Consider the following 16161-nt stretch of genomic DNA (forward strand, 5'->3'; position numbering starts at 1 on the left):
CGTCGGCGTCGGTGAACCCGTTCCTCAGTTGACAATCCGTTGAAGATTACGGGCATTTCCGACGCCGCAGCAAGGAAATCGGCGTCCTTCCGGCCGTTCGGCCCAGCGGTGGCTACGGAACCAGCGCGCTGAGCAGGGCCGCCATCGCGAAGCCCACCACCGACAGGATGGTCTCCAGCACCGTCCAGCTCTTCAGCATGTCCTTGACCGGGATGCCGAAGTAGCGGCTGATGATCCAGAAGCCGCCGTCGTTGACGTGCGAGGCGATGATCGAACCGGCGGCGATGGCCACCGCGATCAGCGCAAGCTGCGCCTGCGAGTAGTCGCCGGCGTGCAGCAGCGGGGCGATGATGCCGCCGGTGGTCACGATCGCCACCGTCGCCGAACCCTGCGCGATGCGCAGGCCGCTGCTGATCACGTAAGCCGACACCAGCACCGGCAGCCCGGTGGACTGCAGCGACCCGGCCAGCGCCTCGCCGACGCCGGTTTCGGCCAGCACCTTGCCGAAGAACCCGCCCGCGCCGATCACCAGCAGGATCATCCCCAGCGGGCGCAGCGCGGCGCCGGTCAGCTCGGAGATCTCCTTGCCGGTCATCCCGCGCCGCGTGCCCAGCAGCCAGAACGACAGCAGCACCGCGATGGTCAGCGCCACGGTGGGGTTGCCGAAGAAGGTCAGCACGTTCAGCGCCGTGCTGCCCTTGGGCAGCGTGACGCTGCCGAAGGTGGCGCCGAGGATCAGCACCATCGGCAGGCCGATGATGAACCCGACGGTGCCCAGGCTCGGGTCGCGGCGGCCCTCGGCGGCGTTCTTCTCGGCGACCGCGTCGGCCGCGGCCAGCATGTCCTCCGGCACCGGCAGGTAGATGCGGTTGCCGATCCAGACCGGGTAGAGCAGACCGCTGGCGATGAAGGCCGGGATGCCGCAGGCGAAGCCCATCAGGATCACCCAGCCCAGGTCCACCCCGAGCAGCCCGGCGGCCACCACCGGGCCGGGGTGCGGCGGCAGGAACGCGTGCGTCATGGACAGCCCGGCCACCAGCGGCAGGCAGTACAGCAGGATGGACCGCTTGCCCTGCCGGGCCACCACGTACACCAGCGGCGCCAGCACGAAGATGCCGATGTCGAAGAACACCGGGATGCCGAACACCAAGCCGGAAAGGCCCATCGCCAGCGGCGCGCGGCGCTCGCCGAAGGCGGCGAGCAGCCTGCGGGTCAGCATCTGCGCGCCGCCGGAGGCCTCCAGCATCGAGCCGAGGATCGTGCCGAGGCCGACGATCGCGGTGATGTGCCCGAGGATTCCGGCGAAACCGCCTTCCAGCAGCGATTCGCTGCTCTTCTGCGCGGTGCCGACGATCTCCTGGACCGACAGGCCGGCGGCCAGCGCGATCAGCAGCCCGGAGACGATCAGGGCGATGAACGGTTCGATGCGGAACTTGATGATCATCAGCAGCAGCACCGCGATGCCGACCGCGCACAACGTGAGCAGTCCGGAGGTCTCGTGCTGCAGCCAGTGGAGGAAGGTGTCCACTGCGGGGCTCCTAGGGAGGGGGGAGGGGGAGGGGAGGGGCGAAGCATCGGGTTCAGTTTGTTCTTAAGCGGCGCAGCCGCTTAGCCCACGCACGCAACCGGCACCGCCGCGGGTTCTCAGGGGGCTTCTCGCGAGGACAGCCCTGACGTGGTGAATTGGCATTCATGAGTCGGGGATCCCACAGCGAGAAGGCGCCTGAGGTTCCGCTACCCGCACCGCCACGCAAAATGAGTCCGGAGATCCATTTTCAGGCGGGCTTGCGCAGTGCGTGGCCCGGTAGGGCGTCGGTGCGGTGGCCTTCGTCGATCACCGGCACGCCGTTGACCAGGACGTAGGGGATGCCGGCCGCCTGCTGGCGGGGCTCGTCGAAAGTCGCCTTGTCGGCGACGGTTTCCGGGTCGAACAGCACCAGGTCCGCCGCGAATCCCTCGCGGACCCGGCCCCGGTCGGTCAGGCCGAGCCGGTCGGCCGCGCGGGCGGTCAGGTGCTGGACGCATTCCTCCAGCCCCAGCACCCCGAGCTCGCGCACGTAATGCCCCAGGTAGCGGGGGAAGGTGCCCCACGCGCGCGGATGGGGGCGGGCCCCGACCAGCAGCCCGTCGCTGCCGCCGGTGTGCACCCGGTGGCGCATGATGGCCTGCACGTTCTCCTCGTGGCCGACGTGCATCAGGCACGAACTGCCGAGTTCCTCCGACACCAGCACGTCGAAGTAGAACTCGGTCGGCTGCTGCCCGGCCGCGCGGGCGGATTCGGCGACGGTGCGCCCCACCAGGTGCGCGTTGTCGGCCCGGCGGACGCCGTTGATCTCGATGGTGTCCCACTCGACCGGGACGCCGTGGCAGCCGTCGGAGCCCTCGTCCTCCAAGACGACGCGAATCCTGGCCCGCTGCGCCGGATCCCGCAGCCGCTCCAGGGTCGCCGCCACGCCGCCCTCCATCGCCCAGCTGGGCAGCAGCGCGTGCAGCGAGGTGCTGCCCGGCAGGTAGGGGTAGGTGTCGAGGCTGATGTCGCAGCCCCCGGCGAGCGCTTCGTCCAACATGGACAGCAGGTCGGCGGCCCTGCCCTTGTTGACGCTGAAGTTCATGGTGGCGTGCGCGAGGTGCAGCGGGCAGCCGGTGGACCTGCTGATCTCGATCATCTCGGCGTACGCGGCCAGCGCGCCGGCGCCGTAGCTGCGGTGGTGCGGGCTGTAGAACCCGCCGCGGGCCGCGACCACCTCGCAGAGCGCGGCGAGCTCGCCGGTGTCGGCGTACATCCCGGGCGTGTAGGTCAGCCCCGAGGACATGCCGAAGGCGCCCTCGTCCAGCGATCGCGCCAGGACCTCGCGCATCCGGTCGAGTTCGGCGTCGGTGGCCGCGCGGTCGTCGTAGCCGACGCACAGCAGCCGCAGCGTGCCCTGCGGCACCAGGTACGCGGCGTTGGCGGCGATGCCGGTGTCGAGCCGGTCGAGGTATTCGGCGACGCTGCGCCAGTTCCAGTCGAATCCCGGCGGGTCGTCGTTCCAGCCCGCGATCTGGGCGCGCACGGTGGCCAGCGTGGCGTCGTCCACGGGCGCGTAGGACAACCCGTCCTGCCCGATGACCTCCAGCGTCACGCCCTGCGACACCTTCGCGGTGTGGTCGGGCGCGGCCAGGATCTGCAGGTCCGAGTGCGCGTGCATGTCGATGAAGCCGGGCGCGAGCACCAGGCCGTCGGCGTCGATCGAGCGCTTGCCGCTCAACCGCCCCGGCCCGGCGATCTCGGCGATCCGCCCGCGTTCGATCCCGACGTCGGCGAGGTAACCCGGGCCGCCGTCTCCGTCGACGACCCGAGCCCCGTGGACCACGATGTCCATAATGGAACCCTTCGGAGGTGGTTCGGTCCTCGTCGCACCCGGAGGTGCGTGCGATCGCGCGGTCGTCCTAGAAGAACGTGCGCACCAGGTCGATCACGGTGTCGCCGTCGACGACCGGGATCAGGGTCCACTTGTCGAACACCGTGCAGGGGTGCGACAACCCGAAGCCGATCCAGTCGCCGATCTGCAGGTCGGCGCCGCGCACGGTCAGGAACGCGTGCTGGTCGGCCAGCGACGTCACCTCGCACGAACCGGCGGCCAGCTCCCGGATCTCGCCGTCCGCACCGCGGATCACCTGAGGTTCGGGCAGGTCCTGGTCGAAGGACACGTCCCGGCGGCCCATGGTCAGCAGCGCCAGGCCTTCCTCCGGCCGCGAGGTGACCTGCGCCCACACCCGCATCGCGGGGTGGAACGGCCGCTCCTCGCCCGTCAGCCGGTGCTCGCGGCCGAACGGCGAGCGGACCCGGTAGAAGCCGTCGTCGTGCAGCAGGTATCCGCCGCTGCGCAGCACCGGCACCACCGGCAGCCCGGCGGGCCACGGCTCGGTGAACGCCTCGGCGACCTGGTCGAAGTAGGCGCTGCCGCCGCAGGTGACGATCACCTCGTCCAGTCCTGAGAAGTGGCCTGCCTCAGCGAGTTCCGCGACGAGCTCCCGCAATCGGCGCATGTATCCGTCCACTGCGGACAGCGACTGCTCGCTGATGTCGTGGCCGAGCGCGCCTTCGTAGCCGCCGACGCCGACGAGCCGCAGCATCGGGTTCTCCAGCACGAGGTCGGCGATCTCGCGCGCTTCCGCGATCGTGCGCGCGCCGGTCCGGGCGCCGTCGCTGCCCAGCTCGACCAGCACGTCGACCTGCCGAGACGCGCCGTGCCGGGCCAGCGCCTCGGCCATCAGCTGCGCGCCGCGCACCGAGTCCACGAAGCAGCTGAACTCGAACTCGGGGTGGGCGTCCAGCTCGTCGGCCAGCCACGCCAGGCCGCTGGCATCCAGCAGCTGGTTGGCGAGCATGATCCGCTCCACGCCGAACGCCCGGTAGACCCGCAGCTGGCTGAGGTTCGCCGCGGTGATGCCCCACGAGCCGTTCGCCAGCTGCAGTTCGAAGAGCTGCGGGGCCATCGTCGTCTTGCCGTGCGGCGCGAGCTGCAGGCCGTGCTGGGCGCACCAGTCCGCCATGGTCTGCAGGTTGTGCCGCAAGGCCGCATCATCGAGCACCAGCAGCGGGCCGACGAAGCCTGCCTCGTGCAACTTCGGGCGCTGCGCGAGGAACTCGCCGACGGTGCTGCCGAACGCATCGGACGGCATGCCCTTGAAACGCCAGTCGATGCGCTCGTCGTGCAGCGCGCGCACCGCTGCGGTGTTGATCCCCCGTGTCGACACGAAGGCCTCCTATTGCGTAGACTGCAACGCCGGTTGCGTAAAATGCCGGGTAGGTATGTACCATCAGCGGCGCAGCACGTCAACGGACGGAGTGGTCGGTGAGCCAGAGCCTGGAACGCGGTCTGACCGTGCTGACCGCACTCGCCGCCGGCCCGCAAACGCTCGACCAGCTCGCGCAGCGCCTGGGCGTGCACAAATCCACCGCCATGCGCCTGTTGCGCACCCTCGAATCGGGCCGCTTCGTGCGCCGCGAGGACGTGCACCACTACCGCCTCGGCAGCGCCCTGTTCGACCTGGCCCACCAAGCGCTGGAAGACCTCGACGTGCGCACCGTCGCCCGCCGCCACCTGGTCGAGCTGGGGGAGATCAGCGGGCACACGGTGCACCTGGCGACCCTCGAAGACGACCAGGTCGTCTACATCGACAAGGTGGACAGCCGACACCCCGTCAGGATGTACTCCCGCATCGGCCGCCGCGCGCCGGTGCACTGCACGGCCGTGGGCAAGGCCCTGCTGGCCGACTGGCCGACGCAGCAGCGCCGCCGGTTCGCCGAGCAGCTCAAGTACCCGAAGATGACTGCCAACACGATCGACTCGGCCGACCGGTTCCTGACCGAGCTGGACCGGGTGCGGGCCCAGGGCTACGCGGTGGACCGCAGCGAGCACGAGGACTTCATCCACTGCGTCGGGGCGCCGATCCGCAACCACCGCGGCGAGGCCGTCGCCGCCGTGTCGCTCTCGGTTCCCAAGGTATTGCTGGACTTCGACGGACTGCTCGGTCTCGTCGACGACGTGCTGCGCGCCGCCGGCGAGGTTTCCGCCGAGCTGGGGTGGCAGCGCAAGAACCCGAAAGGAAAGGAAGTCTGATGGCCAGGACCGTGGTCAGCACTGACAAAGCCCCCAAGCCGCCGGCGAGCATCCCGCTGTCGCAGGGCGTCCGCAAGGGCAACATCCTGCAGGTCTCGGGCCAGACCGCCGTGGACCCGGCGACCGGCAAGGTGGTCGAGGGCGGCGTCCCCGAGCAGACCGAGCAGTGCCTGCGCAACATCATCGCGATCCTGGAGGCCGAGGGCGGCTCCCTGGAGGACGTGCTGATGCTGCGGGTGTACCTGACGGATGTCTCGCAGTTCGCGGAGATGAACGAGACCTACGCCCGCGTCGTCGGCGAGCCGTTCCCGGCCCGCACGACGGTCTACGTCGGCCTCCCCGCCGGGCTCCTCGTCGAGATCGACGCCCTCGCGGTGCTGGACTGATCGTCTCGATCTGAAGGGCGCCTCCAGGCAGGAGGCGCCCTTCGCTCATTCCTTGCGGCCGGTGACGGCGACGGAGAGACCGAGGCCGATCATGGCGAAGCCGCCCGCCTTCTGGACCATCGCCAGGCGGCGCGGGGCGCTGGCGAGCCAATTGCGGGCCGTGGCCGCGAACAGGCCCCAGGCGCTGTCCGAGACCAGCGCGATGCCGATCGGGATCAGGGCGAGCAGCAGCATCTGCACCGGGACGTGGCCCAGCGCGGGATCGACGAACTGCGGGACCACCGCCGTGAAGAAGATGAACGTCTTCGGGTTCGCCACCCCCACCACCACGCCCTCCCGCAGCGTTCGCAGGCCGCCGAAGGCCGGCGCCTGCTCGGGCAGCTGCGCCGCCAGCGGGCGACTGCTGCGCAGCGCCTTGATGCCCAGGTAGACCAGGTACACCGCGCCCGCGACCTTGATCGCGGTGAACACCGCGATCGACTGCGCCACCACCGCACCGACGCCGAGCGCGACCGCGATGGCGACCAGGTAGCACCCGATGGCATTGCCGATGACGCTGGTCAGCGCGGTGCGCCTGCCGTGCGCCAGTGCCCGGCCGACTACGAACAACACACTCGGCCCCGGTACCGCGATGATCACCAAGGACATCGCGGCGAACACCAGCAACCGATCGACGGAAACCATTTCGACACACCTCCTCGGACAGCCTGGCAAGCCGCCGCGCCGGACGCCAGTGAGTTCCACCGTTCCGAGCGGGGCGCGATCTACTGTGGACACATGTCGCTGCGTTCGATGTTGTCCTGGAACGTGCTGGTACCGGTGCTCGCGATCGTCGCGCTGGCCATCGCCTGGCCCGGCAAAGGACTCGGCATAGGCATGGTGATCGTCCTCGCGGTCCTGCTCGCGGGGGCCGTGCTCACCGCCGTGCACCACGCCGAGGTCATCGCGCACAAGGTGGGCGAACCGTTCGGCTCGCTGGTCCTGGCGGTCGCCGTCACGGTCATCGAGGTCGGGCTGATCGTCACGCTGATGGTCTCCGGCGGGCCGGAGACCGTGACGCTGGCCCGGGACACGATCTTCGCCGCGATCATGATCACCACCAACGGCATCGTCGGGCTGTCCCTGCTGGTGGGCGCCCTGCGCTACGGCGTGACGAGCTTCAACGCCGAAGGCACCGGCGCGGAGCTGGCGACGGTGGCGACGTTGGGCGCGCTGAGCCTGGTGTTCCCGACCTTCACCACCACGGTGCCGGGGCCGGAGTACTCGTCGTCGCAGCTGGTCTTCGCCGCGGTCGCGTCGATCGTGCTGTACGCGACCTTCGTGTTCACCCAGACCGTCCGGCACCGCGACTTCTTCCTGCCGGTCACCGACGAGGGCACCGTCGCTCCGGAGGACGACCACGCGCCGCCGCCGACCGGCCGCCAGACCGTGGTGAGCATCGTGCTGCTGCTGATCGCGCTGGTCGCCGTCGTCGGGCTGTCGAAGCTGGAATCCCCGGCGATCGAAGCCGCGGTCGACGCGATCGGTTTCCCGCAGTCCTTCGTCGGCGTGGTGATCGCGATGCTGGTGCTGCTGCCGGAGACGATCGCGGCGGTGCGCGCCGCCCGCCGCCGGCGGATGCAGATCAGCCTCAACCTCGGCTACGGCTCGGCGATCGCCAGCATCGGCCTGACCATCCCGGTGATCGCGCTCGCCACGATCTGGCTGGACGGCCCGCTGCACCTCGGCCTGGGCGGAACCCAGCTGGTGCTGTTCACCCTGACCGTCATCGTCAGCGTCCTCACGGTCGTCCCGGGTCGCGCCACCCGACTCCAGGGCTGCGTCCACCTGGCGCTGCTGGCGGCGTTCCTCTTCCTGGCCATCAACCCGTAGCAACGAACGAAGGGCACCTCCCGCGCGGGAGGTGCCCTTCGTTCGTTGCCCGGTCAGCGGCGGCCGGCGAACAGCAGGAGGACCGGCCCGATGATGGTGATCGCGCCCGCCACCACGAACACCCCGCCCCAACCCCACGCCGAGTCGGCGAGGTAGCCGGTCACCAGCGGCGCGAAGATCGACGCGGACGTCGCGAACATCTGCACCGCGCCCGAGACGGCGCCGTAGCGCGACGCCGGCACCGCTTCGCCCACGATGATCCAGTACTGGGCGCCGGTGAGGTACAGCAGGAACACCACGACGGTCATCACCAGCACCGCGGCGAACGTGCTCGTCAGCGTCGACACCAGGGCGAACAGCAGCGCGGTCGCGGTCAGGCAGACGATCACCATCCAGCGGCGCGGGGCGGCCGAGTCGCCGACCCGCCGGACGAGCCAGTCCGTGGCCACCCCGCCGACGATCAGCCCGATGCAGCCGCCGACCCACGGGATCGCCCCGGAGATCGCCAGCTCGTCCAGGTCGATGCCCCGCTCCTGCACGAGGTAGTTCGGGAACCAGGACACGAACGTCCACAGGATCCACGCGTAGCCGAAGTACGCGATCGCGGTCGCCCACACCGCGGGCTTGCCCACGCAGCGCCAGAAGCCGGGTGCGTCGGCCTGCTCCTCGACGCTCACGGCCGCCTGGCCGCCGCGGATCGCCTGCAGCTCGGCGGCGTTGACCTTCGGGTGCTCCTCGGGGGAGTCGCGGACGACGGCGAACCAGCCGACCGCGGCCAGCACGCCCAGCGCGCCGAAGACCAGGAACGGGATCCGCCAGTTGCCCTGGGTGGCGTGCATGATGCCGACCACGACCGGCGTGGCGATCGCGCCGCCCAGCGGCGTCGCCGCGTTGGCGATGCCGAGCGCGGTGCCCAGTTCCCGCTTCGGGAACCAGCTGTGCATCAGCTTCGCGGTGACCGTCGCTTGTGGACCCTCGCCGGCGCCGAAGAGGAACCGGATGATCAGCAGGCTGACGAAGCCGACGCCGGCGGCGGTCAGCGCGGTGAACGCCGACCAGGCGATCACCGCCCAGCCCATCACGTTGCGCGGCCCGAACCGGTCGGCCAGCCAGCCGCCGATGAACCCGAACGGCGAGTAGGCGAGCGCGAAGATGCTGGCCAGCCAGCCGAACGCGGCGTTGGAGAAGCCGAACTCGGCGATGATCAGCGGCCCGGCGATGCCGAACGCGGCCCGGTCGGCGTAGTTCAGGCCGAGGATCATGAAGTCCGCGGCCAGCACGCCGAAGCGCCGGCGGGTCGGGGTCGTGGTCGTTGCGGTGGTCGTCATGCCGGGGCACCTCCGGTGCGCAGGACGCGTTCGACGACGTCGACCGCGGTGCGGACCTCGTCGAGCGGAACGGACTCGTCGGCGGTGTGCGCGCAGGCGATCGAGCCCGGCCCGAACACCACGGCGGGCACCCCGTCCAGGGCGATCTTGCTCGCGTCGGTGCCGTAACCGACGCCCAGCGGCGCCGCGTCCAGCCCGGATTCGCGCAGGCTCCCGGCCACGGTGCGGACGAACGGATCGGCCGGGTCGCTGTCCAGCGAGTAGTCGACGATGTGCGGCTCGTGCACCGTCACCGGCCAGCGGTCGGCGAGCTCGGCGCGCAGCGCGGCCCACACCTCGTGCGGGTCCTCGCCGCCGACGGTCCGCCGGTCGATGGTCAGCACGCAGCTGTCCGGCAGGACGTTCGGCCCCTGCCCGCCCTCGATCAGCGTGACCGCGAGCGACGGCGGGCCGACCAGCGGGCGGGCCAGCGCCGCCAGCCGCGGGGCGTGTTCGCGCTGCAGGTAGCGCACCACGTCGGCGGCGACCTCGATGGCGTTGGTCTTGTCCCACGGCTGCGAGCTGTGCCCGCCTTCGCCGTGCGCCTCGATGCGGCAGCGCATGCATCCCTTGTGCGCCACCACCATTCGCAGCTCGGTGGGCTCGCCGATGATCGCGCCGACCGGGGTGGGCAGGCCGCTGGCGCGCAGCGCGGTCACGCCGCGGTACAGGTGCTCCTCGTCGACGACGCCCGCCAGCACCACCGTCCGGGGCCTCGGCCCGCGTTCGGCCAGCCGCGCCATCGCGGTCAGGAAGACCGCCAGCGGCGCCTTCGCGTCGCACGCCCCGCGCCCGTACAGCCGCCCGTCGCGCACCACCGGGTCGAACGGGTCGATCGTCATGCCGTCGGTTTCGACGGTGTCCAAATGGGATTCGAGCAGCAGCGGGCGGTCGTCGTCGCCGGGTAGCGTGACGATCACGTTCCGTCGCCCGTCGAGGACTTCTTCGGTGTGCGACTGCATTCCGTGTTCGGACGCCCACTGAGCGATGTTCTCGGCGAGCTCGGTTTCGGCCGGTTCAGCGCGCTCTCGCGGATTGATGCTTGGAATGCGAACGAGGTTCGCGAGTAACTCGACCGGATCGGCCACGTTCACCCCTGGAATCTTTTGTTGTGTGGAGCGAACAAACGCTAAGTCAGTGACGGGCGGTGGTCAAGATCTTGCGGCAGTGCAAGGATTTCGGGTATTTACCGTCCACTGTGCATTGCGCGAAATGCAATGCGGTCCACTGTGCATTGCGCCGGGTGCAATACGCGCCACCGCGCGGGTCTTTCGGCCGTGCCGATGGGGATGCGGATCACGGATGCTGGCGGCGGACCACCACCGACGCGCCTCGGGGGATCGACATGAACGCGCCCGGAGTTGCGCAATGGCACCTGGCGGGCGTCTGGTTCGACGCCTGCAAGTGCGCGATCCCGTGCCCCTGCTCGTTCGCCCAGCCGCCGACCTACGGCGATTGCGACGGCGTCCTCCTCTGGCACATCCGCGCCGGCAACTACGGCGACCTGGATCTCGGCGGCCTCAACGTCGCGATGCTCGCGTCCTTCACCGGCAACATCTGGACCCGGGAGCACCACGACGCCCGCGCCGCGGTGTTCTTCGACGAACGCGCCGGCGAGGCGCAGTACGCCGCGCTCCGGACGATCTTCACCGGTCGGGCCGGCGGCTGGCCGCAGCAGTTCGGCGAGCTGTTCGGGCCGGAGATCGTGGCCGCGGAGACGAGCCCGATCGAGGTCGCCATCGCCGACGACCTGTCCTCCTGGCGGGTGCGGATCCCCGGCTGCGCGGAGGCCGTCGTCACCGCGCTCACCGGCCCCACCAGCGCCGAAGGCGCTCGCGTCCAGGTGCACAACCTGCCCGGCGCGGAGGTCGGCCCCGGTCAGCCGCCGGCGACCTGGGGGAGGGCGACGTCCGACCGGGCCGACGCGTACGGCTTCAGCTGGGAGCGCGTGGGCAATTCCAGCAAGCTCATCCCGTTCGACTGGACGGGACCGGACGCGGCATGACCCGCGCCGCCGCCCGGCGCGGCATCCCGGCCCCGCGCACCTGGTCGCGCGCGGAGCTCGCGCTGGCGGCCGCACTGCTCGCGCTCGCCGGGACGGCCTGGCTGATCACCGGCCTCGCGGCGATGCCCGACATGAGCGCGGGAATCCTCACCGGCGCGCCGGCGATGTCCGCCATGCCGCTGTTCCTGCTGATCTGGCCGGTGATGATGGCGGCGATGATGCTGCCCGCCAGCACGCCGTTCACCATCGGCGTGCGCCGGCTGGCCGCGGCGCGCCACGCCCGCCGCGGCACCGTCGCCGCCCTGACGGCGGGCTACCTGGTCGTCTGGAGCGCCACCGGGGTGCCCGCCTACGCCGTCCTGCGGGGGTTCGACGCGATCGCGATGCGGGGCGAGGAGGCGTCGGTGCGGGTCGGCGCGGCCGTGCTCATCTGCGCGGGCGCGTACCAGGTCACGCCGCTGAAGCGCTGGTGCCTGGCCCGCTGCCGCTCGCCGCTGGCCCTGCTGGTGCGCCACGGCGACACCGCCCTGCGCAGCCGCGCGGGCGCGCTGTGGGTGGGCATGCGCCACGGCGGGTACTGCCTGGGCTGCTGCTGGGCGCTGACCGTCGTGCTGCTCGCCGCGGGCGCCATGAACCTCGTGTGGATGGCGGTCCTGGCCGCGCTGATCGCGCTGGAGAAAGCGGCCCCGCGCGGCGAGGCCATCGGCTTCGCGCTGGGCGTGGCCGCGATCGGCCTCGGCGTCTTCCTGCTCGTCCGGTGAGCTCAGTACACCGGGCCGGTGTACTTCTCGCCCGGGCCCTGACCGGGGGCGTCCGGGTGGGTGGACGCCTCGCGGAACGCGCGCTGCAGCGTCTGCAGCCCGTCGCGGACCGGGCCCGCGTGCGGCCCCAGGTATTCGACGGAGGCGGTGACCAGCCCGGCCAGCGCCGTGATCAGCCGACGCGCCTCGTCCAGGTCGCGCTCCGCCGCGGTGTCCGGGTCCTCGGCGGCCAGCCCGAGCTTCTCCGCGGCCGCGGACATCAGCATGACCGCCGCCCGGCTGATCACCTCGACGCTGGGAACATCCGCGAGCTCGCGGACGTTGAATTCCATGTCCGCGTCGGGTACCGGCTCACCTGGCAGGTCGGACGCGTTCGGGGACGGGGTTGGCTGCGGTTCGGTCACGCCTGCTACCCTGACACGCACGACCAGCCCCCGCGAAGGCGGGGGCGGCAAAGTGGAGTCCCGCTCCCACCCGAGTAGCCGCCACAGGCTTCCGGGTTCCGGTCCTGTCGATGGCGAGAGCCATCGGTGGCACGAACGGTATTGCGGTACCGGTTCGATCGGTTTGGAGTCAGGGTCCCGCGGCCCGCGGAAGCGGCAGCCGGCGGGACCTCTGCATTCCGGGGTGAGCTCTACGCGCCGCGGTGCAGTTACTAAGCCATCGAACCGAGGAGGGCCCATCAGCTCCGAGACGCGCATCAACGACCGCATCCGGGTTCCGGAGGTCCGCTTGGTCGGACCCAACGGTGAACAGGTCGGGATCGTCCGAATCGAGGACGCGCTCCGGCTTGCCCAGGAAGCGGATCTGGACCTTGTCGAGGTCGCCCCGCAGGCGCGCCCGCCGGTCTGCAAGCTCATGGACTACGGCAAGTTCAAGTACGAGAGCGCGCAGAAGGCTCGCGAATCGCGTCGCAACCAGCAGCAGACCGTCATCAAGGAGCAGAAGCTCCGGCCGAAGATCGACCCGCACGACTACGAGACGAAGAAGGGCCACGTGACCCGCTTCCTCAACCAGGGTCACAAGGTCAAGGTGACGATCATGTTCCGTGGTCGTGAGCAGTCGCGTCCCGAGTTGGGCTTCCGCCTGCTGCAGCGACTGGCCGACGACGTTTCCGAACTCGGATTCATCGAGGCCAACCCGAAGCAGGACGGCCGAAACATGATCATGGTTCTCGCGCCGCACAAGACGAACAAGACCAAGCCCAAGGCGAACGCGTAAGTCCGCAGGGCTCGTGATGTGACGCCGGGCCGGGACGCAGTCCGCGCCCCCGCCCGGCATCAGTACGAAACGAGGACGAGAAGATGCCGAAGAACAAGACCCACAAGGGCACCTCGAAGCGCTTCAAGGTGACCGGCACGGGCAAGCTGCGGCGCGAGCAGGCCGGTCGTCGGCACATCCTGGAGAAGAAGTCCAGCCGTGTCACCCGCCGGCTCGAGGGCACCGAAGCGGTGGCCAAGGCCGACGTCAAGCGCATCAACCGACTGCTGGGTCGCTGAACCCCGACCCGCTGCTCCCCGGCAGCAGGTCAGCAACGCAGTTCCAGCAACCCGCACGGGCGGTTCCCCGCCCCCGATGAGATGACAGGACGGACCCCGTGGCACGCGTCAAGCGGGCAGTCAACGCCCAGAAGAAGCGCCGCACCATTCTCGAGTCGGCCCGTGGTTACCGCGGTCAGCGCTCCCGGCTGTACCGCAAGGCCAAGGAGCAGATGCTCCACTCGATGACCTACGCCTACCGCGACCGGCGGGCCCGCAAGGGTGACTTCCGGAAGCTGTGGATCACCCGCATCAACGCCGCGACCCGGCAGCACGGCCTGAGCTACAACCGGTTCGTGCAGGGCCTGAAGGCCGCCGAGGTCGAGGTCGACCGGAAGATCCTGGCCGAGCTCGCGGTCAACGACCCGCAGGCGTTCGCCGCGCTGGTCGAGGTTGCGCGCAAGAACCTGCCGGAGAGTGCGGCCTGATCACCGAAGGCCCCTCCGCTGCACCGCGACCCGGGACGACGACTCCGCTGACGGAGCGATCGACCCGGGTCGCGGTCGCTCGCAAGCTCACCCGCCGCGCCGGCCGGGAGAAGGCCGGCGCGTTCCTCGCGGAAGGCGCCCAGGCGGTCGGCGAGGCGCTGACCGCGCACGCCGCCGGGGTGCTGCGGGTGCGCGACGTGTTCGCCACCGAGCAGTCCCGGCACGCCGAGTTCCTCGACCGGGCGCGCGCCGAGTCGGTGCCGGTGCACCTGGTCACCGAGCGCGCCGCTGCGTCGCTGTCGGAGACCGTGACCCCGCAGGGCCTGATCGCGGTCTGCGACCTGCCGGACACCGCGCTGTCCGACGCGCTCGCCGAACGCCCGAACCTGGTCGCGGTGCTGGTCGGCGTGGCAGACCCGGGCAACGCCGGCACGGTGGTCCGGGTCGCGGACGCGGCCGGTGCCGGTGCAGTGCTGTTCGCCGGCGACACCGTCGACGCCTACAACGGCAAGGCGGTGCGGGCGTCCACCGGCAGCCTCTTCCACCTGCCGGTCGCGCGGGACCGCGACGTCTCCGCCGTGCTCGCCGCCTGCCGTGCGGCCGGGCTCCGGCTGGTCGGCGCCGACGGCTACGCCTCGGGCGACCTCGACACGGCCGACCGCGACGGCGAGCTCGCCGAGCCCACGGCGTGGGTGTTCGGCAGCGAGGCCCACGGCCTGCCGGACGAGGTGAAGTCCGAGCTGGACACCACGCTGCGGGTGCCGCTGTACGGGCGCGCCGAAAGCCTGAACCTGGCCACCGCCGCGGCGGTCTGCCTCTACGCCTCGGCCCGCGCCCAGCACCGGTGAAGCCCGGCGATTTCCCCGTCCGCGCTTCGGGGAAGTTGACGATTTCGCGTGAAATCGCGAACCGGCCGGGTCCGGGACCGCGTGTCGGCACCGGATCTCCGCGAAAAGCGGTTGGGGCCGTCGCATAGAATCCAGGGGTCAGGTTGCGGCTTGAGTCGTATGCCAACGAGCAGGTTCGCCGCCCCCGGGCCACCGGTCCGGGAATCGGGCACTGATGCCTGTCGGATCAACGGGAGTCACGCACTAACGATGTCTGGAGCCAACGACCCGTACGACCCGAAAGAGGTCGCCGCGCTGTCGCCGGAGACGCTGGACCGCGCGGTGGTCGAGGCCAGCAAAGCCTTCGCCGCGACCACCGACCTCGATGCGCTGGCGGCCGTCAAGCCCGCGCATCTCGGGGACCGTTCGCCGCTGCTGACCGCGCGCCGGGAGATCGGCGCGCTGCCGCCGAAGGCGCGATCGGAGGCCGGCAAGCGCGTCAACCAGGCCCGCGAGGCGATCCAGGGCGCATTCGACGAGCGCCGCGCCGCCCTGCAGGCCGAGCGCGACGAGCGGGTGCTGCGCGAGGAGACGGTCGACGTCACGCTGCCCTGGGACCGCGTTCCGGCTGGCGCGCGGCACCCGATCACGCAGCTCGCCGAGCAGGTCGAGGACACCTTCGTGGCGATGGGCTGGGAGGTCGCCGAGGGTCCCGAGCTGGAGACCGAGTGGTTCAACTTCGACGCGTTGAACTTCGGCAAGGACCACCCGGCCCGCACCATGCAGGACACCTTCTACGTCGGTCCGGAGAACTCCGGGCTGGTGCTGCGCACCCACACCTCGCCGTCGCAGATCCGCTCGCTGCTGGAGCGGGACCTGCCGGTGTACGTGGTGTGCCCCGGCCGCACCTTCCGCACCGACGAGCTGGACACCACCCACACCCCGGTGTTCTCGCAGGTCGAGGGCCTGGCGGTGGACAAGGGCCTGACGATGGCGCACCTCAAGGGCACCTTGGACGCGTTCGCCCGGGCGATGTTCGGCCCGGACTCCAAGACCCGGTTGCGGCCGTCGTTCTTCCCGTTCACCGAGCCGTCGGCGGAGATGGACGTGTGGTTCCCGGAGAAGAAGGGCGGCGCCGGCTGGGTCGAGTGGGGCGGCTGCGGCATGGTCAACCCGAACGTGCTGCGCGCCTGCGGCGTCGACCCCGACGTCTACACGGGCTTCGCGTTCGGCATGGGGCTGGAGCGCACGCTGCAGTTCCGCAACGGCATCCCGGACATGCGCGACATCGTCGAGGGCGACGTCCGGTTCACCCAGCCGTTCGGCATCTGATGCCCACCGACACCACCCACCTGAACGAGAGAAAGGCCT

17 protein-coding genes are annotated in these 16161 nt (G+C 70.7%); 10 read left to right on the forward strand and 7 right to left on the reverse strand.

Translation table 11 applies throughout. The features are described 5' to 3' along the window. Positions 1–112: 112 nt before the first annotated feature. From AB0H93_RS16170 to AB0H93_RS16180, 3 genes are all read right to left on the reverse strand, one after another. On the reverse strand, positions 113–1528 hold the full coding sequence (locus AB0H93_RS16170; RefSeq protein ID WP_358572930.1) for a gluconate:H+ symporter: 1416 nt from the start codon (positions 1526–1528) through the stop codon (positions 113–115). Between the two features lie 247 nt (positions 1529–1775). Beyond that, positions 1776–3362, reverse strand: coding sequence for a D-aminoacylase (locus AB0H93_RS16175; RefSeq protein WP_358572932.1), 1587 nt, complete (start codon positions 3360–3362; stop codon positions 1776–1778). 67 nt (positions 3363–3429) lie between these two features. Then, a complete protein-coding gene (locus AB0H93_RS16180) occupies positions 3430–4740 on the reverse strand; it encodes an amino acid deaminase (protein ID WP_358572934.1) in 1311 nt (436 codons plus the stop codon). Positions 4741–4838: 98 nt separating this feature from the next. Between AB0H93_RS16180 and AB0H93_RS16185 the strand changes: the two genes are divergently transcribed. Both AB0H93_RS16185 and AB0H93_RS16190 read left to right on the forward strand, forming a co-directional pair. Then, entirely contained in the window at positions 4839–5606 is a 768-nt protein-coding gene (locus tag AB0H93_RS16185) for an IclR family transcriptional regulator (RefSeq protein WP_358572936.1), read from the forward strand. Then, positions 5606–5992, forward strand: a complete 387-nt coding sequence (locus tag AB0H93_RS16190) for a Rid family detoxifying hydrolase (protein ID WP_132493920.1) — start codon at positions 5606–5608, stop codon at positions 5990–5992. The genes AB0H93_RS16185 and AB0H93_RS16190 overlap by 1 nt, the downstream gene beginning before the upstream one ends. A gap of 45 nt (positions 5993–6037) precedes the next feature. Here the strand turns inward: AB0H93_RS16190 and AB0H93_RS16195 are convergent, their stop codons facing one another. Further along, positions 6038–6676: a LysE family translocator gene (locus AB0H93_RS16195; RefSeq protein WP_358572939.1), complete on the reverse strand. Its 639-nt coding sequence runs from the start codon at positions 6674–6676 to the stop codon at positions 6038–6040. A gap of 93 nt (positions 6677–6769) precedes the next feature. Between AB0H93_RS16195 and AB0H93_RS16200 the strand changes: the two genes are divergently transcribed. Beyond that, complete coding sequence (locus AB0H93_RS16200; protein ID WP_358572941.1) at positions 6770–7864, forward strand: ionic transporter y4hA; 1095 nt, start codon at positions 6770–6772, stop codon at positions 7862–7864. Between the two features lie 53 nt (positions 7865–7917). Here the strand turns inward: AB0H93_RS16200 and AB0H93_RS16205 are convergent, their stop codons facing one another. After that, on the reverse strand, positions 7918–9192 hold the full coding sequence (locus AB0H93_RS16205) for an MFS transporter (protein WP_358572943.1): 1275 nt from the start codon (positions 9190–9192) through the stop codon (positions 7918–7920). Then, positions 9189–10193 carry a M20/M25/M40 family metallo-hydrolase gene (locus AB0H93_RS16210; protein WP_358572945.1) on the reverse strand — a complete coding sequence of 335 codons (1005 nt, stop codon included), beginning with the start codon at positions 10191–10193 and terminating at the stop codon, positions 9189–9191. The genes AB0H93_RS16205 and AB0H93_RS16210 overlap by 4 nt, the downstream gene beginning before the upstream one ends. 383 nt (positions 10194–10576) lie before the next feature. Here AB0H93_RS16210 and AB0H93_RS16215 point away from each other — a divergent pair, with 383 nt between their 5' ends. Together AB0H93_RS16215 and AB0H93_RS16220 are read left to right on the forward strand one after the other, a co-directional pair. Further along, the gene (locus tag AB0H93_RS16215) at positions 10577–11236 is read left to right on the forward strand and encodes a DUF1326 domain-containing protein (protein ID WP_358572947.1); all 660 of its coding nucleotides are present in this window, start codon (positions 10577–10579) and stop codon (positions 11234–11236) included. Beyond that, the gene (locus tag AB0H93_RS16220; RefSeq protein WP_358572949.1) at positions 11233–11997 is read left to right on the forward strand and encodes a DUF2182 domain-containing protein; all 765 of its coding nucleotides are present in this window, start codon (positions 11233–11235) and stop codon (positions 11995–11997) included. The genes AB0H93_RS16215 and AB0H93_RS16220 overlap by 4 nt, the downstream gene beginning before the upstream one ends. Positions 11998–11999: 2 nt before the next feature. Here AB0H93_RS16220 and AB0H93_RS16225 read toward each other — a convergent pair whose 3' ends face one another. After that, entirely contained in the window at positions 12000–12329 is a 330-nt protein-coding gene (locus tag AB0H93_RS16225) for a DUF1844 domain-containing protein (protein WP_132493943.1), read from the reverse strand. Positions 12330–12624: 295 nt separating this feature from the next. On the opposite strand from AB0H93_RS16225, the gene infC reads away from it, so the two are divergent. The 5 genes from infC (at position 12625) to pheS (ending at position 16122) form a co-directional block, all read left to right on the forward strand. Next, complete coding sequence (gene infC, locus AB0H93_RS16230) at positions 12625–13218, forward strand: translation initiation factor IF-3 (protein ID WP_093266843.1); 594 nt, start codon at positions 12625–12627, stop codon at positions 13216–13218. A gap of 83 nt (positions 13219–13301) precedes the next feature. Beyond that, positions 13302–13496: a 50S ribosomal protein L35 gene (rpmI, locus tag AB0H93_RS16235; RefSeq protein WP_010313612.1), complete on the forward strand. Its 195-nt coding sequence runs from the start codon at positions 13302–13304 to the stop codon at positions 13494–13496. A gap of 98 nt (positions 13497–13594) precedes the next feature. Further along, the gene (gene rplT / locus AB0H93_RS16240; RefSeq protein WP_093266845.1) at positions 13595–13963 is read left to right on the forward strand and encodes a 50S ribosomal protein L20; all 369 of its coding nucleotides are present in this window, start codon (positions 13595–13597) and stop codon (positions 13961–13963) included. 47 nt (positions 13964–14010) lie between these two features. Continuing rightward, the gene (locus AB0H93_RS16245; RefSeq protein ID WP_358573012.1) at positions 14011–14811 is read left to right on the forward strand and encodes an RNA methyltransferase; all 801 of its coding nucleotides are present in this window, start codon (positions 14011–14013) and stop codon (positions 14809–14811) included. 249 nt (positions 14812–15060) lie between these two features. Further along, complete coding sequence (pheS, locus tag AB0H93_RS16250; protein WP_358572951.1) at positions 15061–16122, forward strand: phenylalanine--tRNA ligase subunit alpha; 1062 nt, start codon at positions 15061–15063, stop codon at positions 16120–16122. The last annotated feature ends 39 nt before the right edge of the window (positions 16123–16161 follow it).

It is taken from the genome of Saccharopolyspora sp. NPDC050642, from assembly GCF_040654735.1.
Taxonomy (GTDB): Bacteria; Actinomycetota; Actinomycetes; order Mycobacteriales; family Pseudonocardiaceae; genus Saccharopolyspora; species Saccharopolyspora elongata.

What these genes read in the sequence shown, in the direction of transcription:
- AB0H93_RS16195 (WP_358572939.1), bottom strand. Translation starts at nt 6,676, where the DNA reads ATGGTTTCCGTCGATCGGTTGCTGGTGTTCGCCGCGATGTCCTTGGTG.
- AB0H93_RS16175 (WP_358572932.1), bottom strand. Translation starts at nt 3,362, where the DNA reads ATGGACATCGTGGTCCACGGGGCTCGGGTCGTCGACGGAGACGGCGGC.
- rpmI (WP_010313612.1), top strand. Translation starts at nt 13,302, where the DNA reads ATGCCGAAGAACAAGACCCACAAGGGCACCTCGAAGCGCTTCAAGGTG.
- AB0H93_RS16215 (WP_358572947.1), top strand. Translation starts at nt 10,577, where the DNA reads ATGAACGCGCCCGGAGTTGCGCAATGGCACCTGGCGGGCGTCTGGTTC.
- AB0H93_RS16220 (WP_358572949.1), top strand. Translation starts at nt 11,233, where the DNA reads ATGACCCGCGCCGCCGCCCGGCGCGGCATCCCGGCCCCGCGCACCTGG.
- AB0H93_RS16205 (WP_358572943.1), bottom strand. Translation starts at nt 9,192, where the DNA reads ATGACGACCACCGCAACGACCACGACCCCGACCCGCCGGCGCTTCGGC.
- pheS (WP_358572951.1), top strand. Translation starts at nt 15,061, where the DNA reads ATGTCTGGAGCCAACGACCCGTACGACCCGAAAGAGGTCGCCGCGCTG.
- AB0H93_RS16225 (WP_132493943.1), bottom strand. Translation starts at nt 12,329, where the DNA reads ATGGAATTCAACGTCCGCGAGCTCGCGGATGTTCCCAGCGTCGAGGTG.
- AB0H93_RS16210 (WP_358572945.1), bottom strand. Translation starts at nt 10,193, where the DNA reads ATGCAGTCGCACACCGAAGAAGTCCTCGACGGGCGACGGAACGTGATC.
- AB0H93_RS16190 (WP_132493920.1), top strand. Translation starts at nt 5,606, where the DNA reads ATGGCCAGGACCGTGGTCAGCACTGACAAAGCCCCCAAGCCGCCGGCG.
- AB0H93_RS16200 (WP_358572941.1), top strand. Translation starts at nt 6,770, where the DNA reads ATGTCGCTGCGTTCGATGTTGTCCTGGAACGTGCTGGTACCGGTGCTC.